Below are 24629 nucleotides of genomic sequence, written 5' to 3'. Positions count from 1 at the left end.
TCACTACCTTAGGCAGCCAACCCTCAACCATGCGCTACCCCTTACTCCTCTCCACCCTCCTTTTCGTACTGCAATCTCCCCTGACCGGGCAGGACCGGGTCACCGGAGCACTCCACGCTACCCGTTCGGAGGTCCTCGCCGCCAACGGAATGGTGGCTACCAGTCATCCCCTGGCTACCCAGATCGGATTACAGATCCTGAAGGACGGCGGCAACGCCATCGACGCGGCCATCGCCGCCAACGCCGCGCTCGGGTTGATGGAGCCCACGGGCTGCGGCATCGGAGGCGACCTCTTCGCCATCGTCTGGGATGCGGAAACCCAACGGGTGTACGGACTGAACGCCAGCGGTCGCTCTCCCCTTGGCATGACCCTGGCCGATCTGCAAGCCAAGGGGTTGAACAAGATACCGGCCCTTGGGCCACTGCCGGTGAGCGTGCCGGGCGCGGTGGACGGCTGGTACAGCCTGCACGAGCGCTTCGGCTCGCGGCCGATGCCTGAACTTCTGGCACCGGCCATCCGCTACGCCGAGGACGGCTTCCCCCTGACCGAACTGATCGCCTGGTATATGCAGCAGTCAATCACCCGCTACATGGATGAGGGCTTCCCCAACATCAGGGAGACCTACATCGCCCAGAATGGCGGGACGCTTCCCGGAGAAGGGGATATCTATCGCAACCCCTACCTGGCCAATACCTACCGCCGGATCGCCCAGGGCGGGCGGGATGCCTTCTATAAAGGGGAGATCGCCGCTACCATCGCCGGCTTCATCCAGCAGCAGGGTGGTTACCTGTCGGAAGAAGACCTGGCCGCCCATCAATCCGAGTGGGTGGAGCCCGTCTCCGTTAATTACCGCGGCTACGACGTCTGGGAGCTGCCCCCGAACGGACAGGGAATCGCGGCCCTCCAGATGCTGGCCATCCTCGAGGGTTTCGACTTCAGCGGCATCGATTTTGGCAGCGCCGAGCACCTGCACCTCTTCACCGAAGCCAAGAAGTTGGCCTTTGAGGACCGTGCCCGGTACTACGCGGATATGGACTTCGCGGATGTGCCCGTCGACTGGCTCATCAGCGAGGAGTACGCCGGCCAGCGGCGGGAACAGCTGAGCGACCGGGCCTCCGTGTATACGGCAGGTCAGATCAGCGCCGGTGAAACCATCTACCTGACCACGGCCGACAGCGCCGGCAACATGGTCTCCCTGATACAAAGTAATTACCGCGGCATGGGGTCCGGCATGGTGCCCCCGGGACTGGGGTTCATGCTGCAGGACCGCGGCGAACTATTCAGCCTCACCCCCGGGCAGGCCAATACCTACGCCCCCGGGAAGCGGCCCTTCCACACCATCATTCCGGCCTTCATCAGCCAGGACGGCAAGCCGTGGGTCAGCTTTGGCGTCATGGGCGGTGATTTCCAGCCCCAGGGACACGCCCAGATCGTGATGAACCTCATCGATTTCGGCATGAACCTCCAGGAGGCCGGCGACGCGCCGCGCTGGGACCACACCGGAGGTTCCTCACCCACCGGCGCGGGGCCGGAGGAGGGACAGGTCCGGGTCGAGTCGGGCATTCCCTACGAAACCATTCGCGGCCTCATGGACCGCGGGCACTCGGTTGGGTTTACCCGCGGCAGCTACGGCGGATACCAGGCCATCCTGCGTGACCCCGCAAACGGGGTATACCACGGCGCTTCGGAAAGCCGAAAGGATGGACAGGCGGCGGGCTACTAGCCCTAGCGGGTCAGGTACTGGCTGCGGTTGCGGTCGAGTTCGCGGAAGAAAGGATCGGTCATGTCCTTCACGAAGCGGATGGCCTCACCGGTGGACTTCATTTCCGGCCCCAGCTGCTTGTCGACGTTCGGGAACTTGTTGAAGCTGAACACCGGCACCTTGATGGCGTAGCCGCTGGGCTGGGGGTTGATCTCGAAATCCTTCAGCTTGTGGGAGCCCAGCATCACCTTGGTGGCGATGTTGAGGTAAGGCACCTTGTAGGCCTTGGCAATGAAGGGCGTGGTACGGGATGCCCGCGGGTTGGCTTCGATCACGTATACCCGCTCTTCCCCGGTCTCCTTGTCGGTCTTGATGGCGAACTGCACGTTCAGCAGGCCCTGGATCTTGAGGGCGTAGGCGAGTTTCTCCGCGTACTCCCGCATCTTGTTGACGGCCGAGACGCTCAGGGAATAGGTGGGCAACACCGCCGAGGAATCACCGGAGTGAATGCCCGCGGGTTCGATGTGCTCCATGATGCCCATGATGTGTACCTCGTCTCCGTCGCAGATGGCGTCGATCTCGGCCTCCTTGGCGCGGTCGAGGAAGTGGTCCACCAGGACCTTGTCGTCGGGGGCCTTCTTGAAGATCGAGAGCACGTGGCGCTCGAGCTCGGCGTCGTTGATGACAATGCGCATGTCCTGACCGCCGAGTACGTAGCTGGGGCGGACCAGTACGGGGTACTTCACCCGATTGGCTACCTCCAGCGCCTGGTCGGCGTCCTTGGCGGTGCCGAAGTCGGGGTAGGGGATTTCGAGTTCCTTGAGCAGTTCGGAGAAGCGGCCGCGGTCCTCGGCCAGGTCCAGGGCGTCGTAGCTGGATCCCACGAGGCGTACGCCGCGGCGGGTCAGTTCCTCGGCCAGCTTAAGGGCGGTTTGTCCGCCGAGCTGGACGATCACTCCGTCGGGTTTCTCCAATTCAATGATCTCCCACAGGTGCTCCCAGAACACCGGCTCGAAGTAAAGCTTGTCGGCCGTATCGAAGTCGGTCGACACCGTCTCCGGGTTGCAGTTGACCATGATGGCCTCGTAGCCGGCTTCCTGCACTGCTTTCAGTCCGTGAACGCAACAGTAGTCAAACTCAATGCCTTGGCCGATCCGGTTGGGACCAGATCCCAGGACGATGATTTTCTTCCTGTCGGAAACCACGCTCTCGTTCTCCCCGTCGAAGGTGGAGTAGAAATAGGGGGTGTTGGATTCGAATTCCGCGGCGCAGGTGTCCACCATCTTGTAGGTCCGGCGAATGCCCAGTTTGTAGCGTTGTTTGGTGACGGCCTCCTCCTCGACCCGCAGCAGGTAGGCGATCTGGATGTCGGAGTACCCCACTTCTTTGAGTTCCCGGAACAGTTCCTCCGGCAGGTCCTCCGGCACGTTGTACTTCAGTACCTCGGCGTCGTAGTCGACCAGTCGTTTGATCTGGTTGATGAACCAGGGATCAATCTTGGTCAGTTTGTGGATGGTCTTGCGGGGCACACCCAACCGCAGGGCATCCTTCAGGCGGAAGATGCGGTCTTCACTCACGTTCTCCAGCCGGTCGAGGATGTCGTCGGTCTTGATCCACTCCTTCATGTCGGAGCCGAGTCCGGCGCGGCCGTTTTCCAGCGACTGACAGGCTTTCTGCAGGGCTTCGAGGAAGTTGCGGCCGATGCCCATGACCTCACCTACCGACTTCATCTGCAGTCCCAGGCGGTGATCGGCGCCGGGGAACTTGTTGAAGTTCCAGCGCGGGATCTTTACGATTACGTAGTCCAGGGTGGGCTCGAAGAAAGCCGAAGTGGTTTTGGTGATCTGGTTTTTAAGTTCGTCAAGGCGGTAGCCGAGCGCCAGTTTGGCGGCAATCTTGGCGATGGGGTAGCCGGTTGCCTTGGAAGCCAGGGCCGACGAACGGCTTACCCGGGGGTTGATCTCGATGACGATCAGCTCCTCGGTCTCCGGATTCTGGCTGAACTGGATGTTACAGCCCCCGGCGAAGTTGCCCATCGAGCGCATGGCCAGGATGGCCTGGTCGCGCATATCCTGGTAGGCGGTGTCGGACAGTGTCATGGCCGGAGCCACCGTGATGGAGTCGCCCGTGTGGATGCCCATCGGGTCGAAGTTCTCTACCGTACAAATGATCACCACGTTATCGGCCGAGTCGCGCAGCAGCTCGAGCTCGAATTCCTTCCACCCGAGTACGGCCTTGTCGATTAGTACCTCGTGGGTGGGGCTGGCGTCGAGCCCCCGCCGCAGCATTTCCGGGTATTCGTCCTCATTGAAGCAGAATCCGCCGCCGTAGCCCCCCAGGGTGTAGGAGGGGCGGATCACCAGTGGGAAGCCAATTTCCTGGGCCGCCTCCATACCTTCCAGGAAGGAGTTGGCGATCATGGCCGGGGCGCACTTCAGCCCGATGGACTCCATATGCTTGCGGAACAGTTCGCGGTTCTCGGCCAGCTCGATGGCCTCCAGGTCGACCCCGATCAGCCGGGTCTTGTACTTGTCCCAGAGCCCAACCTCTCCGCACTCGATGGCGAGGTTCAGGGCCGACTGCCCGCCCATGGTGGGGAGCACGGCGTCGATTTTCCTTTCCTTCAGGATCTGTTCGACGCTTTCGATCGTCAGCGGCAACAGGTAGACGTAGTCGGCCGTCATCGGGTCGGTCATGATCGTGGCCGGGTTGGGATTGAGGATGGTCACCTCAATGCCTTCCTCCCGCAGGCTGCGGCTGGCCTGGGTTCCGGAGTAATCGAATTCACAGGCCTGGCCTATGATGATGGGTCCGGAGCCGATGATCAGTACGGAGGTAATGCTAGTATCCTTTGGCATGGGGGAGTGGGTAGGTCAAAATTCGGGCAAAGATAAGCTACCGCGCCGCAATCGGGGCGACGGAGCGCGGGTGCAATGTTTCCGCTTCCGCCCGCCCGCAACCGGTTTGAAACCGGAAAAGCCCGGAAAAAAGGGGGCGGGCCCCGAACGCAATTGGTCCAGGCCGGTGGCTTGCAACTTCCCCGGCCCCGTGCTACCTTTGCCGCCCGAAGCGATCACCCTTCCGGAGGAATGGCAGAGTGGTTGAATGCACCGGTCTTGAAAACCGACGTACCGCAAGGTACCGGGGGTTCGAATCCCTCTTCCTCCGCCACTACACGCTAACACCCCGTACGCCCGGCCACGCCGGCTCCGTACGGGGTGTTTTCATTTGTACTCAGGGCTTATCCTTCGGCCCGTTTCGGACGCGTTTGTAGCCGAGTTGCTGCAGAATGAGGTCCCAGAGTACGTCGTAGGGCACCAGCTCCATATAGTAATCCAGCCGGGACTCATTCAGGGGGTGCTGGTTCATGAGGGTGATGTACCGCCGGGTATGCCGCTCCACGGCCGCGCGATGGTACTGCTGCACCGACAGTTGGGCCAGCGCCTTGAGGAAGTACCTCACCCGACGGTAGTCCCGCCCCCGTAGGTGGCGGCTGGCGTATTTCCCGATGGCCTCAATGCTGTAGGATGCCTTGCGGTGTTTCCGGTTCACGATGCCCTCCACGATCTCTACGATGAGGAGGTGAACGTTGCGGTGACTCTTTTCGCCGGGAACGTGCTCAAAGGAATTGATGAAGCGACTCACCCGAAACCCTTCGAAGGTCTGGTCGTCAGGCCGGGGCTCAACCTGCCCGAGCTGAATCAGTATATAGAGGTAGGCCTCAATGATGTGGAAGGTTTCCCGGAAGTAGCTGCGCAGGTTCCGGGAAAGCATCTCGGGGCGGATCGTCAGAAAGCTTTCGTAGGCCTCCTGAAACTTGCCCGCCCGCAGGGATAACATCAGCATCAGCTCGTATACCTTGATGTAATTGTAATCCTTAGGGCTGGTTTTGGCCAGCAGGCGGCGGGCGAAGGCCGTGCCCCGGTCGTAATCGTTCAGCTGGGTGTAGGCCAGGGACAGGTTGGCCTCGAAGACCTGGAACATGGTCGGCCGGGCGGTGGGGCGCGATTCGAGGTACGCCAGGGCTTCCTCCGCCACCCGGATCACACCCTCGTAATCACTGACGGCCAGGTAAATATTGAGCTCCAGCAGGAAAACGATGTAGCTGATGATCGGCAGGTCGTAACGTTCCACCAGACTGGCGTGACGGGCGTGACCCCTGATGGCCGCAGCCTGCACCACCTCCGCGGGTTGGTGGGTATTGCGCAGAAAGATGACCTCGTTGAAGGCCGCTACCGCATCTTCGTAGCGGCGCAGCCGCCGCCCGTACCACCGCGCCCGCTCCGCGTAAAACTGATACTTCGCCCGGTCGAACCGGCGGTTCACGTACTGCCGCCGCAACATCGCGGCGGCCTGATAGGCCGCATCCAGCATTTCGTAGCGGTCCGCCAGGCGGAACGCCTCTTCCAGATACCCCAGCAGAGCCGTAGAATTAGTTGAGGTGCGCAGTTGCTTGCCGACTGCGATCAGCTTCCATACGTAGGCGTAGATCCGCTTGTCGCGGTCCTTCGACTTGGCCAGCGGACCCAGGGCGGTGGCGGCGTTGAGTACCTCCAGCTTGAGGTGGTGCTTCAGTTTCCGGAAGCTGGCGCTTCCGGCCACCATCCCCAGTTCCCCGGCCGCCGCCTCGGCGGTCGGGTGTTCGGTTCGTTTTACGTAATCGTAGAGGCGGCGCAGCGCCGCGGCATCCCGGTGGGTGTCCAAACACGGGGATACATCCTTGTCCAGCAGCCCAATGAGCTCGGAAAGTTGTTTCATATACCAGCAACACGCCGGGGGGACAACCTAGCCTGGTCCGGCCCCGGCCACGAAGAATAGGAGAAAACCGGCGGGAATACGGTGCGCATTCCCCGGGTAGTGAATGATGGGCGATACCAAGTTACAAATGAATTTATCGGACATGTATTGGCGTTTGACCACCCAATTATCGCTGTTTAACCACCCTGTCAGCCGTGTTTACGGTTGCGCCATCAGTTGGGCGGGGGATGGGAAAGCGGATGTCCGGGATGAGCACGGCATCGCCGCTACTTCCTACTGTATGGGGAAAAGGTTCGCAAAGGTTAAAACTGAATTATTTCTCACATCTGCGAAATCCCTTGACGGTCATTTAGTCCCCTTTATGTGCCGGTTTAACCACCCAAGTACCAGGAAGTGGAACTTCTCCCGGTCGGGTTCGTGGTGCAGTTCGTGGTAGGCGCCGGGGAAGCTGTGAAAGGTGACGTGTTCCGGGTTGCGGCGAGCGAAGTCCGCGGTGGCCGCATGGGAAGTAACGCGGTCCCCGGTGCCGTGCAGCAGCAGGGTCGGGACTGGCAGCCCTCCCGCATATTGTTGCAGGAAAGCGGCGCGCTCCAGCATGTCGATACCGGTCTGGCTGCTCAGCCGGTCGTGATTGTGCGGATCGTTTCGGAAGTCTTCCACCACCGCCGGATCCCGGCTGAGGTCCTGAGGGTCCAGCTGGTTGTGCAGGCTGAAGGTGGGGGAGAGGCGGCGCATCAGCTTGCCAATAGCGACCACCAGGGGATTGGGCCGGAACGCCTCCGCGATGTGGGGGGAAGCGACGATGGCACCCCGAATGGCGGGCTTGCGGTGGATCAGGTAATGGAGCAGCAGTTGACCGCCCATGCTCTGGCCGTACAGGAATACGGGTGCCCGGGGGTAGCGTTTCTCGCACTGCACCCTCAGCTGGGCCACGCCGTCCAGGTAATTCCGGTAGTCGGGGGTGTACCCCCGCCGCCCCTCGCTGCGGCCGAATCCCTGGCGGTCGTAGCCGATCACGGCGATGCCCCGGGCGTTCAGGAACGCCGCCAGCCCGTCGTAGCGACGGCAGTGTTCGCCCAGGCCGTGGATGATGCCCACCACCGCCCGGGGGTTGGCGGTCTTCCAGTCCACGGCGTAGATCTGCAAACCTTGCTCGTTCTTCCAGCTGAATTCTTCCATGGCGATAAGGTAAGTGCTGGACGGATTATTCCAGCGCGGCGGCGCGGCGTCTCGCTGGCCCGGACTGTATCCATGTCCTACCTTTGCTAGCATGAAAGACCATCCGCGCATCGTTTTCATGGGTACCCCCGAATTTGCCGTTCCCAGCCTGGAGCGACTAGTGGACGCCGGCTACCCGGTGGTGGGGGTGATCACCGCGACGGACAAGCTGGGCGGCCGGGGCGGCAAGCAGTTGTTGGAATCCCCGGTGAAGCAGGCCGCCATTCGCCTCGGCATCCCCGTCCTTCAGCCCCGGAACCTCAAGTCCCCCGAGTTCCAGGGTGAACTGCGTGCCCTCAGTGCCGATCTGCAGATCGTGGTCGCTTTCCGAATGCTGCCAGAAGCCGTGTGGAATATGCCCCCGCTCGGCACTTTCAACCTTCACGGTTCCCTCCTGCCCAAATACCGGGGGGCGGCCCCGATCAACTGGGCGGTAATTCGCGGCGAGGAGGAAACGGGCGCCACCACCTTCTTCATCCGCCACGAGATCGATACGGGTGACGTACTGCTGCAGTGCCGCATCCCCATCGGGGAAAACGACACCGCCGGCGACGTCCACGATCGCATGATGGTTGAAGGAGCGGATCTGGTCCTGCAAACGGTTCAATTGATCGAGGGGGGCGATTACAAACTCCGGCAACAGGACGATGCCCTGGCCACTTCCGCGCCGAAGCTGAACCGGGAGATGGCCCGCATTGACTTTGATCAGCCAGTAGGTGAGGTGCACAACTTCATCCGCGGCCTGAGCCCCTGGCCGGCGGCCTGGACCACCCTGGAAGACAAACAACTGAAGTTGATCCGGACCCGCGTGGAGAAAGGAGATCACGACCTGGCTCCCGGGACCATCCGTACCGACGATAAATCCTACCTGCGGGTCGCCGCCCCCGGAGGCTTCCTCGTCGTAGAGGAACTGCAACTGGCGGGCCGCCGCCGCATGCATACGGAAGAGTTCCTGAGGGGAACGGAGCTGCCAGTGGATACCCATCTGGGGCAGTAGTTCCTCCCGCCCGGGCCTCCGTACATTGGTGGCCTAACCCGGGCAACATGAAACTGACCTTCTTTCTCCTCTTTCTCTCTCTTGGACTGTGCGCCCAGGAGAGCCCCTATTTTGTAGATGCACCTGCGCTTACCCCCGACGGAGGCGCCATCATCTTCAGCTACCACGAAGACCTGTGGCGGGTGCCGGCCGCGGGTGGCACCGCCGTACGGCTTACGGCCCTCGAAGGACGGGAATCGAATCCCGCCGTAAGCCCCGACGGACGCTTTCTGGCTTTCACGTCCAGCCGCTACGGCAACCAGGACGTAATGGTAATGCCCCTGGCCGGCGGACAGATCACCCAACTCACCTTTCACGAAGCCGACGACAAGGTCGAGGGCTGGTCCTGGGACGGACAGCGGGTTTACTTGACCTCCGACCGCCACAACCGGATGTCCACCTACGCGGTGGAGGTCACTGGAGGGACGCCCCGGCGGCTGTTCGGCGACCACTACTTCAACAACATCCACAATGCGGCGGAGCACCCCGACGGCAGCATCTACTTCAACGAAAGCTGGGAAAGCAGCCTGTTCGCCCACCGGAAGCGGTACCGCGGCCCGTTCAACCCCGACATCAAACGCTACGACCCCGTCTCTGACAGCTACCAATCGCTGACCGGGTGGGACGGCAAGGACATGATGCCCGTCATCGACCGGCAGGGAACGGTTTATTTTCTCTCCGATCGCGACAACGATCAATACAACCTGTACCGGCTGACCGCCGACGGCACGGCTACCCGCCTGATGAGCAGTGCCGAGTCCGCCTATGCACCCACCGTCAGCGCCGACGGCAGCCGGCTGGCCTACGTAAAGGGCTACCAACTCTACACCCTCGACCCCGCTGGCGGGGAAGAGCGCAAGGTGCCCGTGACCATCATCGATCACGAAGGACTGAGCAAGGACCAGGACTTCAACACTAAGGGAAAAGTGACCGCATTCGACGTAGCCGGCGACGGGCGGAAGCTGGCCTTCGTCTCGCGGGGAGAACTCTTCGTATCCGATCTCAAGGGCAAGTTCATCCGCCAACTGTCGACCGGCCCTGGACGGGTGCGGGAAGTCCACTGGCTGAAAGACCACCGTACGTTGCTCTTTAACCAGACCGTCGACGGTTACCTCAACTGGTTTACCATGAGCGCCGACGGCAGCGGGTCGATGGTGCAGCGGACGGACGTGGGGCGCAACAACCGTAACCTGGTCATCAGCCACGACTCCACCCGCGCCGTATACCTCAGCGGGCGGGACGAATTGCGGTTGTTGGACCTCGAAGATTTCAGTGACCGGCTGCTGGTAACCGACGAATTCTGGGCCATCCAGAATACCCTGCCGCGGTGGTCGCCCGACGACGCTTACCTGGCCTTTAACGTCCGCCGCAATTTTGAGATGGACGTGATGGTCTATGCGGTAGCCAGCGGGGAACACTATAACCTCACGCGCACCGGCGTTTCCGAATGGGCCCCGTACTGGTCGCCCGACGGCCGCTACCTCTATTTCCATTCCGCCCGCCACCAACCCGGCTACCCGCGGGGTGGGGGTGACGCCAACGTGTACCGCCTGCCGCTGCGGCGCATCCAGGAGCCCTTCCGGGGAGACCGGCTGGCACAGTTGTTCCGGGACGAAGAGGTGAAACCGGATTCGGTTACCGTCATTGAGCCCGAGAACATCATGGAGCGCATGGAGCAAATCGGCACCGCCTTCGGTGACCAGGGCAGCGTAGCGGTTATCCAGGACGGGGAGACCCAGATCATACTCTACGGGGGCGATCAGGAGGGCGGAAAAACCAGGCTTTTCAAAACGTTGCTCGAACCTTTTGAGGAGCCCAAGACGGAGTCCATCGCAGGCAAGGGGCTGGGTGGGGCCGCGGACCTGGTTTCCGTAGACGGCAAGCACTACCTCCTCGGCGACGGCAAGGTGGTCCGGCTGAACCTGGAAAAGAACGAGACGGAAGAAATTGAACTGGACTTCTCCTTCCGCCGCAGCCTCCGCCCGGAGTTCGAGCAGATGTACTACGAAACCTGGGCCAACCTGGAGGAAAACTTCTACGACAAGGAGTTCCACGGCGTCAACTGGCGGGAGGTGCGCGAACACTACGCCACCTTCCTGCCCCACGTCACCAGCCGCCACGACCTGCGCCGCCTCATCAATGATATGCTCGGGGAGTTGAATACCTCCCACTTCGGCTTTTACTCTACCGGGGAGGAAGAAGAGACCACCTTCGGCACGAAGTCCATGGACCTCGGGCTCGCATTTGCCGACGATGACCCCTACCGGGTGACCGGCGTACTGACCGACGGACCGGCGGACTACTACGGCGTGGACATCCGCCCGGGAGATCGACTGGTAGCCATCGATGGCGAGCGGACCGACGCCGACCGCAACCGCGAAGCCTACCTGGCCCGACCCAGCGTGGCGGAGGAGGTGGTGATCACCCTGTCGCGCGACGGTCGTGAGCAGGCGGTAAGGGTGCACCCCTGGCCCTTCGCCCGGGCCCGGAACCTGCGCTACGACGCCTGGGTAAAGGAAAACCAGCGGCGGGTGGATACCCTGACGGATCGGTCGGTGGCCTACGTGCACATGAAGAATATGGGCGGCGGGGAACTCGACAACTTCCTCAACGAGATGATCAGCGAGGGGCACCAGCGCAATGGGCTCATCCTCGACCTGCGGTACAATACCGGCGGCAACGTTCACGACGCCGTACTCCAGTTCCTGAGCCAGCGGCCCTACCTGCGGTGGGGCTACCGGGAGGGGGAGACGACCCTGCAGCCGAACTTCACCCCCGCCGCCAAACCCATCGTCCTGCTCATCAACGAACAGAGCCTGAGCGACGCCGAAATGACGGCCGAGGGGTTCAAGCAGCTCGAACTGGGTACCGTGGTAGGCATGCCCACCTACCGCTGGATCATCTTCACCAGCGGGCAGGGACTGGTCGACGGATCATCCTACCGGCTGCCCAGCTGGGGGTGTTATACCCTGGAGGGCGAAAACCTGGAAAAGACGGGCGTGGAACCGGACATCCAAGTGAATAATACCATGCTCGACCGGCTGCACCGCCGTGATCCCCAGCTGGATAAGGCTATTGAGCTCATCCAGGCGGACAGTCGCCTGCGGCGCTAGGGCTGAATGACGACCAGCCCTTCCTCGAGCGGGTTCAGCTCTTCGATCAGCACCTCGAAAAAGGCGTCCCCTTCCTGGAGGTAGAAGTTCAGGAAGCTGTCGTAGCGCTCCTGCATGCCGTTCCGGGGGAAGAGCTTGTCGCGCAGTCCCCGGATCTGGTTCATGGCGGTTTCGAAGCGTTGCTTTTCGGTGCGCCGCAGCCGTCCTTCGAGGTTCTCCACGGCCTTGGCCTGGCGGGCGTGTTCCCCCATCACGGCCTTGGCCAGGGTGGGATCGATGCCCGCCGCCTTTTCGGCGATGCGGTTGAAGAGTTGCTCCAGCTCCTGCAGCTCTTCCGCCAGGCTCAGTTCGTTTTCGGACTGCCGGGCCACGTAATCGCGGATGATGAGGTCGGCTTCCCGGAACAGCTCGCGGTAGTCCAGTTCCAGCTTGTCCAGCTTCTTTTGGTTGCCCTTGTCGATCCAGAGAACGGAATTGCGGCGGATGAGCATCGGGAAGTTGATGCCGAAAGCAGCAAACTGCTCCTTGCGTTCCAGCCAGTAGGCCAACTCGCCGCCGCCGCCGATGTAGGCCAGGTTCGGGAAGATAAGTTCCTCGAAGAGGGGGCGCATGACGACATTGGGACTGAAGCGCTCGGGGTGTTCCTTCAGCTCCTGGCGCAGCGCGTCGGCGGTGAACTGCAGATCAGTATCCAGCACCCGGAAAGTATCGCCTTCACGCACGATGCGGTCGCGGCGGTGGGGCGTCAGGTAGAAGAGGTTTATCTCCCGGGCGTGGGCCTGTCCGCTGTAGCCCAGCTTTTCCAGCTTCTGCTGGGCGGCCTCGATCAGGGGCTGGCTGACGGATTCGAACAGTTCCCGCTCCATATAGGGCTGGAAGGCACGCTTGAAGGCGGTGCGGCTCATGTCGGCCACGACGAGTCCGTAGCGCCCGAACAGCTCGTGGACCAGGGCCAGGGTCGCGGTGCCGTAGCGGCCGTGGGTGGTGTAGGCCTGCTCAATCTTCTGGTAGATCTCCCGGGCCGTGTCCCGGTCGCCGAGCACCTCCCGGAGTTGTTCCAGCACGGGGGCCAGGCTGTCCGTTGGGTAGTCGGCCACCGGCCCGCCGATCTCGTTGTCCCAGCTGATCCGGTTGCCGTAGACGTGGGTGTGGTTCACTTCCGGGAAGTCGTGGTCCTCGCCACCACTGATGAATACGGGAACGACCTTTCGCTCCGGGTAACGGGCGTTCAGCTGCCGGGCCAGGTTGATGGTCGAGCAAATTTTCAGCACGAAGTAGAGGGGGCCAAAGAAGAGGGAAGGCTGGTGGGCGGTGATCACCGTATAGGTTTGCCGGGAACGCAGGTGCCCGAGGGCCTCCGTAACCGCCGGGTGTGGCGGAAGGTCGGCGAACTGCTTCGTCAACTCATCGACCAGGAGCTCCCGGTCCGTCGCGTCGCGGTCCTTGTCTTCCATCACCTGGGCAAAGGCCTCCAGGGAAACGGGATACTTCTGGAAGGGGAGCAAATCCTCGCTGCCGGTAGCGTAGGCAACATCGCGCTTGGAAAACTGGGGAACCTCGGAAAAGGGCAGGCGGTCTACTTTCATGGCTTAGGGTACAACTTTTGCCCGTAAAGGTTTGCTATGGCCGGCCGCCGCGCTACCACTACCTTTGGGCATGCGCAAGATCTGGCGGGTGCTGCGGTACCCAATTTATTTCGCGGCGGTATACGTGGCCGCCATTCTGCTCTACGGCACCCTCACCGACTGGCAGCCCCGGGGCACGGCAGACCTGACCCCGGAACCCGCGTCCCCCGCCGCCCCAACCGTCATCGAAGACTCGGTGCTTACGTTCGTGACCTGGAACGTCGGTTACGGCGGCCTGGGCTCCGAGGACTACTTCTTCTACAACCGGGGCGACGTGCTGTGGACCGAACTGGGCCGCGCGCGCACTTCCCGCGAAAACGTGGACCGCTACGTGGACGGACAGCGGCTCACCCTGACGAGCACCCTCAGCGACTTCTTCCTGCTGCAGGAGGTGGACACCGCCAGCCGCCGCAGCTACTTCACCAACCAGCTCGATACCGCCCGGCGGGCCCTACCGGGATATTCAGTTACCTACGCGCCCAATTTCCAGAGTAACCTGGTGCCCATCCCCCTGTTCCAGCCCTGGGACCACTACGGGCAGGTGCAGAGCGGGCTGGTCACCCTGAGCCGCTACGCCCCCGCTGCCGCCCAGCGCATCCAGCTGCCGGGGGAATTTCCCTGGCCCACCCGACTGTTCCAGCTCGACCGCTGCGCCCTGCGGCAGGAATTCCCCACCGCCTGGGGCACCCCGCTGGTGGTGTACAACATCCACCTGTCGGCCTACGACAGCGATGGCAGCCTGCGGCGGGAGCAGATGAACTACCTGCGCGAGCTGGTGCTGGCGGATTACGCTGCCGGCAATTACGTAATCGTAGGGGGGGACTGGAACCAGGTGCCCCCGGGCTTCAACTGGTTCAGCCTGAACCCAACCGTGGAGGAAACGGTGCTGCCCCCGGCCGTTGACTTCGACTTTCTGCCCGACGGCTGGGCCTGGGCGTATGCGCCCACCGTGGCTACCGTCCGCAAGTCCGACGAAGCCTACGACGCCCACCGCTCGGAACGCAGCGTGATCGACTATTTCCTGACCAGCCCCAACGTTCGGTTGCGACAGGTGAAAACCATCAACCAGGACTTTCGCTTCAGCGACCACCAACCCGTCTACCTCGCCGCCGAACTGCTGCGCTAGTTTACTGTTATGGCCCGTATGAAATTCAGCACTCCCTTATCCCTGCTCACTTTTCTCTTCCTGGCCGCCTGCGGATCGCCGGACATCGAGCCTACGACGGAAACCGTCGAGGTCACCGATCCGAACCCGGCGGCCGAGGGCTTCGACGAGGCCGGCTCCGACCCGGAGGCCATCGCCATTGCCGACAGCGTCATGGTACGCCACGGCGGACGGCAGGCTTACGACGCGGCCCGCTATTTCAAGTGGGACTTCTTCGGCGCCCGCCAGCTCACCTGGGACAAGCGGGACGACCGGGTGCGGATCGAAGTACCCCAGGACAGCATGGTGTACCTGCTGGACTATAGCGACCCGGACCGGCTGACCGGAGCCGTACAAAAGAACGGAGCGGAAATGACCGATCCGGACAGCCTGAAGATTTATCTCCAGTCGGCCAACTCTATGTTCATCAACGACAGTTACTGGTTGCTGCAGCCCTTCAAGCTGAAGGACAGCGGGGTAACCCTGAAGTACGTAGGCCAGGAAACCGACCCGCGGCAGAGCCGGCCTTCGGAAGTCATCGACCTCACCTTCACCGATGTCGGCGATACCCCGGGCAACCGTTACCGCCTGTTCGTAGATCAGGAGAATTACCGCATCAACACCTGGCAGTTCTACCGCAACGCGGCCGATACCACGGCGGCCCTGGAAACTCCCTTCAACGGCTACCGGGACTACGAGGGCTTACTGCTCTCGGGCGACCGGGGCGGCCGCTTCCAGCTCAGCAATATCGTGGTGACCGACACCCTCCCCGAAACCGTATTTACGGAATTCTAGAAGCCGATGCTCTTGCGCTGGATGGACAGGGCGCGGGTATCCAGCAGCAGGTGCTCCACGTCGGCCTTCGCGATGCGCGGCTTGGCCGACCTTTTTGGGCGGCCCGTTTCGGCGGCTTGCCGCAGGTCGTGCCGGCGGATGACGTCGTCGACCAGCTGCCGCACCGTGCGGGCGTTACCGAAGTAGGCGTCGCGGTACTTGTGCAGGAACGTGAGGTAGTCGCGCAGGTGCTGGCGGGCGGGCGGTGATACCTGGGCCTTGCGCTGGCGGAACATGCGCTCCGAGATCTCGATGAGCTGCTCGGGGGAGTAATCCTCAAACCGCAGGATTTTGTCGAAGCGGCTGCTGAGTCCGGGGTTGGCCTTGAGAAAGCTTTCCATATTGTCCGGGTAGCCAGCTACGCACACGAAGAACTGTCCGCGCTGGTCTTCCATTCGTTTCAGGAGGGTTTGAATGGCTTCGTCGCCGAAGTCGCCCCGCTGCCCGGTGCTGTTCTGCGTCAGGGCGTAAGCCTCGTCGATGAAGAGCACCCCGCCCAGGGCGTTCTCGATCACTTTGGCGGTTTTCTCGGCGGTTTGTCCTACGTATCCAGCCACCAGCCCCTGCCGGTCCGTTTCCACGATGTGGCCCCGCTCCAGCACCCCGAGGGCGTTGTAGAGGGTAGCCAGGATGCGGGCGATGGTGGTCTTGCCGGTACCGGGGTTGCCGACCAGCACGGTGTGCAGGTGAAAGGCATTGAGTACGTCCTGCCCGGTCTGCCGGTAGTAGCGTACCAGGCTCACCAGTTCGTGCAGCTGGGCCTTTACGTTTTCCATACCCACCAGGGCGTCGAGCTCCTCCAGGGTAGCGGCTAGCAGGGCTTCGTTGACCGGAATGAGGGGGCGGGCCCGTTCGACGAGGGGGTGGATGCCCATCACGTCCCCCACCTCGATGGTGCTCAGGTATTCATCGGAGAGGCTTTCCCCGGTATCGTCCTTCCGCATGATGCGCAGCGCCATCTGCACCTTGGCCTTTTCTACCAGGTCGTGGACGTAGCGGGCGTTGCCGAAGGTGCGGTCGCGGCTGCGGAAGGCCTGGGTGATGGTTTCGTCCACCAGGGCCTTGGCTTCCAGGGTGAACTTGACGCCGAGCCGCCTGGCGGCGTAGTCGGCAATGAGGCTCAGCTCCTGTGGCAGGAAATTGCGGAACTCGTAGTAGTGCTTGAAGCGCGACTTCAACCCCGTGTTGCTGTCCAGGAAGCGGTTCATCTCCTCGGTGTAGCCGGCCACGATTACGGCCATATCACCGGGGCCATTCGACATCTCTTTTACCAGAATTTCGATCACCTCGCGGCCAAAGTCCTTGCCGTCGTCGTTGCTGCGGGCCAGGGAGTAGGCTTCGTCGATAAAGAGCACGCCGCCGCGGGCGCTCTCAATCACCTCCCGGGTTTTGGGGGCGGTCTGACCGATGTATTCTCCGACGAGGTCGACCCGGTCGGCGATTACGGTGTGGCCGCTGGTCAGCAGCCCCATCTTCTTGTACAGCTTGCCCATCATGCGGGCCACCGTGGTCTTGCCCGTACCCGGGTTGCCACTGAAGACGGCGTGGACATCGATGCCCGTATCCATCTCAAAGCCACGCTTCTGCCGCAGCTGGAGGAACTGGATGTAGATGGCGTGGTCCCTGACCTGTTGTTTGACTTCCTGGAGGCCGATGAGGTCGTCCAGCCCGCTCATGATGTGCTCGAAGGTTTCGTTGCCATCTTCGGCGGGTCCCAACTGAACTGGCCGCGGGGAATCCGGGAGATATACCTGGGGGGTGCCCTCCTGGGCCTCGTCGCCCACCACGAATGGAACGGAGGCGAGCAGGCTGTCGAGGAAGACCAGGTCCGCCACGTACTGGTCCGGTTGCCAGAGGTTCGGGGCGGCGGAACCCCAGCCGGCGGCGAGGCGTACGGTTTCTTCCCCTTTCCGGACGTGGGTGAGCCGGCTGACCTGCCCCTTGAGGTCGCGGGCCTGGTTGTGGAACTTGGTGAAAAGCTCGAGGTACCAGTCGCGCTCCGGCTGCAGGTTCTGAAATTCCACCTCGAGGTAGACGTAGCGGGTTTCCTGACTGGAGAATGCCTTCAGGTACACCCGGTCCTCGGCGGGCAGGTCATCGTACGGTCCTTCGTAGAGCCGCACGGAGTTGAGCTTCAGGTATTTGTCGGCAATGTTCCCTCTCTCGTCCGGTTCGGGGTCCCCCTCTTCCGACAGGTTTCGCTCGGGTTCGATCACGTAGAAATATTTGGAGCCGATGCGGTGTCCGTCTACGTAGGCTTCCCAGCAGTAGGTCCCCGATTTCCAGATACTGCCCTTTTTCTGGTTGCCCCAGCCCTCCCGGATCAGCACCAGGTGGTCGAAACGGCTTACCTCCTTTTCGATGTTCAGGCAGCACATTTCCGTACGGCCGCTGTCATCGGTATTGAAGCATTTGAGGGTAACGTGGAGGGTCCAGTCCTCCACGTCAAAGCGCTTGTTGAAGAGCGACAGCTCGGTGTACACGTAAGCCGTCTCGAAGCGATCGAAGACCTGCCGGTACTTCTTTACGTTGTCCCAGAGGTATTCGGTTGAATTATAGACCTTAAGCTCCTTGAACTTAAAGCTGGGAATGACGGCCTCCTTTTCCTTGCTTTCGCGCATACGGGTAAAGTAAGTGTTAAATCTCATACCTGCCACCTTGCATCGGTTGAAATATGTCGCTCGCCGGTCGCGATCAGCGGCCCGCGGGTCGGTTGATTAGTGTATCTTCACGGAGACCCTCAAAAACGCAACCCCATGTATACTAAGGCATTAACCGATATGCAGTGGCGACGCTACGATGGACGCCGCATCGAGGCGCCCATCACCAAGGCCGTGGAGGAAACCGTGGCGCGGGAGATCGGGGAAGGCCACCGGCTGAAGGTGTGCATCGGTACCGACAGTCAGGTAAGGGGAGCTACCGTGGAATTTGCCACCGTGATCGTGTTCCTGCGCGAGAAGCGGGGCGGCTTTATGTTCATTGCCAACTACAAGAGCAAGATGGAAATCGGGCTACGGGAACGGATGATCCTTGAAGTCGGCCGCTCGGTGGAAATCGCCTACGCCCTTTGCGGTATCCTCGACAAATACAAGGTCGAACTGGAGGTCCACGCCGACATCAACACCGATCCTCACTTCCAGAGCAACGTAGCCCTGAAGGAAGCCATGGGCTATATCCTGGGCATGGGCTTCGTGTTCAAGGCCAAGCCGGACGCCTTTGCGTCCTCGGCCTGCGCCGACAAGGTCTGCTAGGGGCACTTCGGGAATTACGTATCTTCCGCGGCAAATGTAACCCTGATGCGAAAGCTGTTTACCGCCCTGCTCGTGGCCACCTGCGCCGCCCTCACCGCCCAAGCCCCTTACGCCCGCACGGCGGCTGCGGCCCAGGACCTTGAAGAGAAGGTCATCGAGTGGCGCCGCCACGTCCACCAGTACCCGGAACTGAGTAACCGTGAGGTAGAAACTGGGAAGTACATCGCCGAGCACCTGCGCAAACTGGGGATGGAAGTCCGCACCAACGTGGCCCACACCGGAGTGGTGGGCATCCTGAAGGGCGGCAAGCCCGGTGGGGTAGTAGCCCTCCGCGCCGACATCGACGCCCTGCCGGTCACCGAGCGGGCCGACCTGCCCTTCGCCAGCAAGGCCGTCGGGGAATACCGGGGAGAGCAGGTGGGCGTGATGCACGCCTGCGGACACGATACCCACGTGGCCATGCTGATGGGAGCCGCCGAGATCCTGACGAAACAGCGGGAAAATATCCCGGGCACGGTAGTCTTCCTCTTCCAGCCCGCCGAGGAAGGTGCCCCGGAAGGAGAGGAAGGGGGCGCCGAACTGATGGTCAAGGAAGGGGTGCTGTCCGACTACGGCGTGGAGGCCGCCTTTGGTATCCACATCAACAGCCAGACGCCGGTGGGCCACGTCAACTACAAACCCGGTGGGGCCATGGCCGCCAGCAACAGCTTCTCCATCGTTGTGAAGGGCAAGCAGGCCCACGGCTCGGCCCCCTGGTCGGGAGTCGACCCGATTACCGCCGCCGCCCAGATCGTCACCGGCCTCCAGCTCATCGTAGCCCGGCAGACGGAACTCACCAAGGAAGCCGCCGTGATCAGCATCGGCAAGATCCAGGGCGGCGTGCGCAGCAACATCATCCCCGAGGAGGTGACCCTCATCGGCACCATCCGCACCCTGGATGAGGACATGAAGGCCGACATTTTCGACAAGATCCGCCGCACCGCCACCAACATCGCCGCCAGCTCCGGCGCCGAAGCCGTGGTGACCATCGACAAGGGCTACCCCGTAACCTACAACGACCCCGAGATGACGGAGCGGATGCTGCCCACCGTCAAGGCTACGGTAGGCGAGGAGAACGTCCACCTGGTGAACGCCGTCACCGGAGCGGAAGACTTTTCCTTCTTTGCCCGGGAGGTGCCCTCCGTCTTCCTTTTCCTCGGCGGCATGGCCCCCGAAATGGACCGCAGCGAAGCGCCCGGCCACCATACCCCCGATTTCGTGATCGACGAGCGGGGGCTGATCCACGGCGTCCAGCTGTACACCAACCTGGCCCTGGATTACCTGCGCGGGGAAAATGGAAAGTAGGACCCGTCGGTGGATCCAAAGCGCTTGCCTGTTCTACCTTCTGCTAGGGGGCGGCTGCCTGCCTGCGCAGTTTGATTCTACTTTCGTGGAGACCTTTAGCAGCCGCACCCGCGTGAACGGGGGGCTGCGCTACCGCGACAACTCCGCTTCCTTCCTGGTGGGGGAGGAGGAGACCCTGAAACTGTCCAACCGCGGCCTGGCCCTCCGGCTCGGCGGCCGGTACAAGTGGCTGGGGTACACCTTCAGCATCCCGGTAAGCGACTTGGGTACCGACAGCGAGGTCGGCAACGCCCGCTCCCTGGGGCTCAACCTCCAGTTTTACCGCGACAAATTCTACCTCAACGCCAATGGCCGGCGCACCATCGGTTTCGAGCAAAGGCGGATTGACGAGGAAGTCTCTTTCCGCGACGACATCCGCTTCTTCAACGTGCTCGTCTTCGGCTTCCGGGTACTGAACTCCAGACACTTCAGCCTGGGATCATCCTTCAAACAGCACGGCCGCCAGCTCAAGAGCTCCGGGTCGCTGCTGGTTGGCGGGGCCATCAACCGCCAGGTGCTGCTGGCCGACAGCCTGCGGTTGCCCTTCAACCGCCAGGGGGAGGTGGTCATCGAGCGTTATGCCCAGTCCAAGATTACAGCCGGCCTGGGGTACGCCCACACTTTTGTGATTGCCCGTGATTTCTTCCTAACGCCGCTGGCGGTGGCCGGGCCGGAGATGCGGTTCATTACCTATGACCCGCGGGGGGCCAGCCGGCAGATTGAAAAGAACATGGTCAGCGTGCGGGTGCGGGGCCGGCTGGCCCTTGGCTACAATGGCCGGCGCAACTACACGGCCTTGACCGTGGCCTACCTGCCCAGCATCGACAATACCGAAAACCTGGATACCCGGGTGGATGAAACCCGGATCGAACTTACCATCGGCCACCGGTTTAACGTTGCAGACTGATTGCCCATGACCCTTATCGCCTATGCTTTTGCCGTTGTACTGGTAGCCGCTGGTATTTACCACTTTGTGAACCCCCGCTTCTACTATTCCATCATACCACACTGGATGCCGAAGGCGGCGGCCAACGCGGCGGGGGGACTGGCGGAGATCGTAATCGGGCTCGCCATGCTCTGGCCCGCCACCCGGGTGTACGGACTGTACGCCGCGGCCGCATTGATGATCCTCTTTTTGCCCATCCACGTCGTGGACCTGCAGCGCCCCCGGCCCGTCATCGGGTCCAAGGCGGTGGCCGCTGGTCGGCTGTTGCTGCAGTTCGTCCTCATCGGTTGGCTATATTGGGAGGCCCGCCGCGCGTAGTTTTGGGCGGCGCGCGCGGGTGCCGCATAATTACGCCAGTACCAGGGGCCGGTCGCGCGAAAAGTCAAATTTGTCACACTATTATACCGCCGATCGCAGTTTTGCATCTTAGAAACAAAGGACATGAACAGGACCCTCACTGAAAGCGAAATCCGCGGCGACCGCACCGGAAAGATCACGGCCGGCATCGGAACGGTGCTGATCCTGGTACTGCTGATCTGGCCCATTTTCTTCTTCCAGAACCCACCCCCGGGACAGCCCGGTATCCTGGTGAACCTGGGCTTCGTGGATATGGGGCAGGGGGAGGAGAACGCCGCCGCCCCCGTACAACCCGAGGTGAAGGAGGTCACGCCTACGCCCCCGGCACCCGCGGACCCGCCGCCCCCCCCGCCGCCCGCCGCGGATCCTACCCCCGCTCCCCAGCAGCGCGACGTAGTAGTGACCGAAGATCCGGCCGAGGTAGCCCTGCGCAAGCAGAAGGCCCGCGAAGAAGCCGCCCGCCAGGCTGAGCAGCGCCGCCAGCGCCAGGAAGCCGATGCCGAGCAACGCCGCCGGCAGCAGGAGGAGGCCGCCGAACGCCGTCGCCAGCAGGAAGAAGCCGCCGAGCGCCGCCGTCAGCAGGAAGCCGCTGCCGCCGCCAAGCGCGCCGCCGAAGAAGCCGAACGCCGCCGGCAGGCCGAAGCCGATGCCCTCAAGGGACAACTCGGGGGAGCCTTCGGACAGGGCAGTGGCAACGGAAATACCGGCCGGCCCGGTAACCAGGGCGTCGACGACGGCGACCCCAACGCCGACCGCCTGAGCGGCATCTCCACCGGCAGTGGCCGGGTAAGTGGTGGCCTGGGTGGCCGCGGGGTACTGGCCAGCCCGCCGGTACAGGAAAACAGCCAGGTGTCCGGCACGGTAGTCGTAGAAGTCTGCGTGAATCCCGACGGTGAAATTACCAAAGCCAACTACACCCAGAACGGCAGCAGCACGGCCGATCCCACCCTGGTAGCCGCGGCCACCAAGAACGCCCGCCGCTGGCGCTTCGCCGCCAACCCCATGGCCCCGGCCGAACAGTGTGGCCGGATCAGCTACAACTTCAAGGTGCAGTAGCCGGCCTTCAGGTGGGATAGTCCGAATTAGGATTGTCCCTCTGCTGCACGTAGGCCGACCACGCCAGGATAAGTTCCCGCTGGCTCTTGCTCAGGATCCGGTTGGGCGGCATGTAAGTGACGCGATTCCACAAGGCGGGGTCCGTCAGAGCCACCACCTGCTCCCTCACGTACGGGTCTTCGTATACGCCCTGCTCGAAGGGAATCACTTTGCCCATCGCGGGGAACAGGATATGGTACAGCTTGAAGACCTCCTGGTACACCACTTCCCAGGTGGGGGGCGAACGGTTCCAGTTTGCGGATGAGAGGTAGCGGGAGTAGTCCTTGTTGTTTACCACGTTCAGGGTGACAAAAGCACTGGTATCCTGGATGGTGTAACCTTTCCTGGCGATAGCGAACGGGGGAATCCGGTTGTCGGCGTACTGACCGTCGTAGGCGAAGTAGTAGATGCCGGTATCTTCCGGCCGCAGGGCATTGTTGACCAGGGGAACGGCGTCGCCATCCTTAAGCGTGAGCACCTCCTGGCGGTCGACCGGGCCCAGGGGGTTATTGCCCGTGCCCGGCGCGCGGTACACGCCCATATGAACATCGATCGGCCGGATTACCGGCTGTCCACGTTGGAGAATGCGGAGGATACAGGGTTCTCGCTGTGCGTCGTACACCCGGTACCCGGCCTGTGGTGCTTCCCCCGCCTCCCCGAACAGTCCTTTGGTGTCGGAGGTGATGTAGTAGTCGGTCTCCCGAAACAGCAGGTCTTCACCCAGGTACACCCTGATCGCTTCGTCCTTGAGTTTTGCTACCTGCCCTTTGCTGAGGAAGCAGTCGAACAGGCTACCCCGGGCGAATACTGAATCCAGTGGAGCGACTGCTTCGTTGACCGTGATGTTAAAGAACTCGTCCCGCAGATCATCGCCATACCGGAAGCTCATCTCCCCGAGTCCGTAGGTAGAAAACTGCCGCACCCCGCTGGCGGATTGCTCCATCCGTTCCGGCCAGGTAGCCGCCAGGTCGACGGAAAAGAGCCCCGACCCGTCCGCAAACTCCCTGATACCGGACATCATGGTGCCCAGGGGGAGAGATTCCGTCTTGTGTGATGGCGGCGCGGCGTTGAAGGTGGCCAGCTGGCGACCCAGTACGTTGGACCGCAGGTCGCCCGCGTACCAGGGGGCCAGGGTGGCGACTACGGTGGACTTCGCCGGTTTCGCCCGGTCTCCGTGCGTTTCGTAGTATTCCGGGTCCCGGTTTTGTAGGGTCTGCTCCAGCGTAAGTGATACGAACACTCCCCGAAGCTCACGCTCGTCGGAACCTTCCAGAAACGATTTCAACTCCTCGGAAAAAACCTCCATTTCCTCCAGGGGGATGGCGGAACAGAAACGGGCGGCTGAGGCCATCGGCGGCTTCAGGCCAGCCAGTACCTTCCAGGCTCCGAAAGAGAGGGGAGCGAACCGGAAGGGCGTACCCCGCAGGATATCGGCGCCAGTCCTCCGATTGGTGAGTTGGAGACCGGAACAGAAAATGTAGGTGTGAATGGCCTGATTACCGATGGTGTCGCAGATCACCGCCTTCTTGGTTCTGGCAGCGGGAGAATGAAAATCCAACCGGAGATTCATCAGTTGCTGGACAACCGCCGGAGCCTCCGGATCATCCTTTTCGTATTCTACCACCCGCGAACCACCCTTCGAGTCTTCCAGCCGCTGCACACCCACGGCATCCACGGTGGACAGGGTCACGCTCATATCCCCGAACATATTCCAGTAGGCGGGGGGCTGATCCAAGAGAGGGACTTTGAGCGGCGGAAATTCGTGACACGATTGATTTTGGTAGAGCAGAACGACTGCATCGTAATAGGGTCGGTATTGCCAATCGACGGCCGATTGGTTGTGGCACAGGCGCTTTTTGCACCACTTGTGCACCTCTGCGACGTCTTTAAGAACCTCAATCTCGATATAGAAGAATCCATTGGTGGGATCTTCATGAGGGGTAGGGCTGATGTCCGCCCGGACGTTCAGAATGGTTTCCCGACTGTGGAAGTATAATCGGGGGGGAAGGAATGGCTCGGAACGAATGGTGTCATACAGTACCAGGGGCCAGGTGGCGGAATTGTTCAGGGTAGACGGATTGATCTCCGCCGTACCGCGGAAATGGAGGCGGGGTAAATCGAAAAGTGCCATGAATGGGTGCAATTAGTGGGTGACCAAGGGGTAGT

At 62.0% G+C, this 24629-nt stretch carries 16 protein-coding genes and 1 tRNA gene; 11 read left to right on the top strand and 6 right to left on the bottom strand.

From position 1 onward, the window contains the following. Positions 1-29 precede the first annotated feature (29 nt). A complete protein-coding gene (gene ggt, locus CGL56_RS00390) occupies positions 30-1724 on the top strand; it encodes a gamma-glutamyltransferase (RefSeq protein ID WP_099104527.1) in 1695 nt (564 codons plus the stop codon). Between the two features lie 2 nt (positions 1725-1726). Here ggt and carB read toward each other — a convergent pair whose 3' ends face one another. Further along, positions 1727-4561, bottom strand: a complete 2835-nt coding sequence (gene carB, locus CGL56_RS00385) for a carbamoyl-phosphate synthase large subunit (protein ID WP_099104526.1) — start codon at positions 4559-4561, stop codon at positions 1727-1729. Between the two features lie 225 nt (positions 4562-4786). Here carB and CGL56_RS00380 point away from each other — a divergent pair. Further along, positions 4787-4874: transfer RNA gene (locus CGL56_RS00380), tRNA-Ser, on the top strand. Positions 4875-4937: 63 nt separating this feature from the next. On the opposite strand, the gene CGL56_RS00375 is transcribed toward CGL56_RS00380, so the two are convergent. Beyond that, positions 4938-6461 carry a hypothetical protein gene (locus CGL56_RS00375; RefSeq protein WP_099104525.1) on the bottom strand — a complete coding sequence of 508 codons (1524 nt, stop codon included), beginning with the start codon at positions 6459-6461 and terminating at the stop codon, positions 4938-4940. A gap of 345 nt (positions 6462-6806) precedes the next feature. Then, on the bottom strand, positions 6807-7640 hold the full coding sequence (locus tag CGL56_RS00370; RefSeq protein WP_167641541.1) for an alpha/beta hydrolase: 834 nt from the start codon (positions 7638-7640) through the stop codon (positions 6807-6809). 91 nt (positions 7641-7731) lie between these two features. Here CGL56_RS00370 and fmt point away from each other — a divergent pair, with 91 nt between their 5' ends. Both fmt and CGL56_RS00360 read left to right on the top strand, forming a co-directional pair. Beyond that, positions 7732-8676: a methionyl-tRNA formyltransferase gene (gene fmt / locus CGL56_RS00365; protein WP_245183952.1), complete on the top strand. Its 945-nt coding sequence runs from the start codon at positions 7732-7734 to the stop codon at positions 8674-8676. 47 nt (positions 8677-8723) lie between these two features. Beyond that, positions 8724-11828: a S41 family peptidase gene (locus tag CGL56_RS00360; RefSeq protein WP_099104522.1), complete on the top strand. Its 3105-nt coding sequence runs from the start codon at positions 8724-8726 to the stop codon at positions 11826-11828. Here CGL56_RS00360 and bshC read toward each other — a convergent pair. After that, the gene (bshC, locus tag CGL56_RS00355) at positions 11825-13414 is read right to left on the bottom strand and encodes a bacillithiol biosynthesis cysteine-adding enzyme BshC (RefSeq protein ID WP_099104521.1); all 1590 of its coding nucleotides are present in this window, start codon (positions 13412-13414) and stop codon (positions 11825-11827) included. The two genes, CGL56_RS00360 and bshC, sit on opposite strands and share 4 nt — an antisense overlap. A 70-nt stretch (positions 13415-13484) precedes the next feature. On the opposite strand from bshC, the gene CGL56_RS00350 reads away from it, so the two are divergent. After that, complete coding sequence (locus CGL56_RS00350; RefSeq protein ID WP_099104520.1) at positions 13485-14579, top strand: endonuclease/exonuclease/phosphatase family protein; 1095 nt, start codon at positions 13485-13487, stop codon at positions 14577-14579. 18 nt (positions 14580-14597) lie between these two features. Then, complete coding sequence (locus CGL56_RS00345) at positions 14598-15392, top strand: hypothetical protein (protein WP_143470559.1); 795 nt, start codon at positions 14598-14600, stop codon at positions 15390-15392. Here CGL56_RS00345 and CGL56_RS00340 read toward each other — a convergent pair. Continuing rightward, a complete protein-coding gene (locus CGL56_RS00340) occupies positions 15389-18052 on the bottom strand; it encodes an AAA family ATPase (protein WP_099104518.1) in 2664 nt (887 codons plus the stop codon). The two genes, CGL56_RS00345 and CGL56_RS00340, sit on opposite strands and share 4 nt — an antisense overlap. A gap of 159 nt (positions 18053-18211) precedes the next feature. On the opposite strand from CGL56_RS00340, the gene CGL56_RS00335 reads away from it, so the two are divergent. From CGL56_RS00335 to CGL56_RS00315, 5 genes are all read left to right on the top strand, one after another. Next, on the top strand, positions 18212-18682 hold the full coding sequence (locus CGL56_RS00335) for a ribonuclease H-like YkuK family protein (protein ID WP_099105479.1): 471 nt from the start codon (positions 18212-18214) through the stop codon (positions 18680-18682). 45 nt (positions 18683-18727) lie between these two features. After that, positions 18728-20026, top strand: coding sequence for an amidohydrolase (locus CGL56_RS00330; RefSeq protein ID WP_099104517.1), 1299 nt, complete (start codon positions 18728-18730; stop codon positions 20024-20026). A gap of 85 nt (positions 20027-20111) precedes the next feature. Beyond that, the gene (locus tag CGL56_RS00325) at positions 20112-20972 is read left to right on the top strand and encodes a DUF4421 family protein (protein WP_167641542.1); all 861 of its coding nucleotides are present in this window, start codon (positions 20112-20114) and stop codon (positions 20970-20972) included. Positions 20973-20978: 6 nt separating this feature from the next. Beyond that, complete coding sequence (locus CGL56_RS00320; RefSeq protein ID WP_099104515.1) at positions 20979-21329, top strand: DoxX family protein; 351 nt, start codon at positions 20979-20981, stop codon at positions 21327-21329. A gap of 123 nt (positions 21330-21452) precedes the next feature. Continuing rightward, the gene (locus CGL56_RS00315) at positions 21453-22424 is read left to right on the top strand and encodes an energy transducer TonB (protein WP_099104514.1); all 972 of its coding nucleotides are present in this window, start codon (positions 21453-21455) and stop codon (positions 22422-22424) included. A 7-nt stretch (positions 22425-22431) separates the two neighbouring features. Here the strand turns inward: CGL56_RS00315 and CGL56_RS00310 are convergent, their stop codons facing one another. Further along, positions 22432-24594 carry a hypothetical protein gene (locus CGL56_RS00310; RefSeq protein ID WP_143470558.1) on the bottom strand — a complete coding sequence of 721 codons (2163 nt, stop codon included), beginning with the start codon at positions 24592-24594 and terminating at the stop codon, positions 22432-22434. Between the last annotated feature and the right edge of the window lie 35 nt (positions 24595-24629).

It is taken from the genome of Neolewinella marina (assembly GCF_002631205.1).
Classification (GTDB): Bacteria; Bacteroidota; Bacteroidia; order Chitinophagales; family Saprospiraceae; genus Neolewinella; species Neolewinella marina.
The sequence above is the reverse complement of the archived record's forward strand: the minus strand, read 5'-3'. Positions and strand labels throughout refer to the sequence as shown.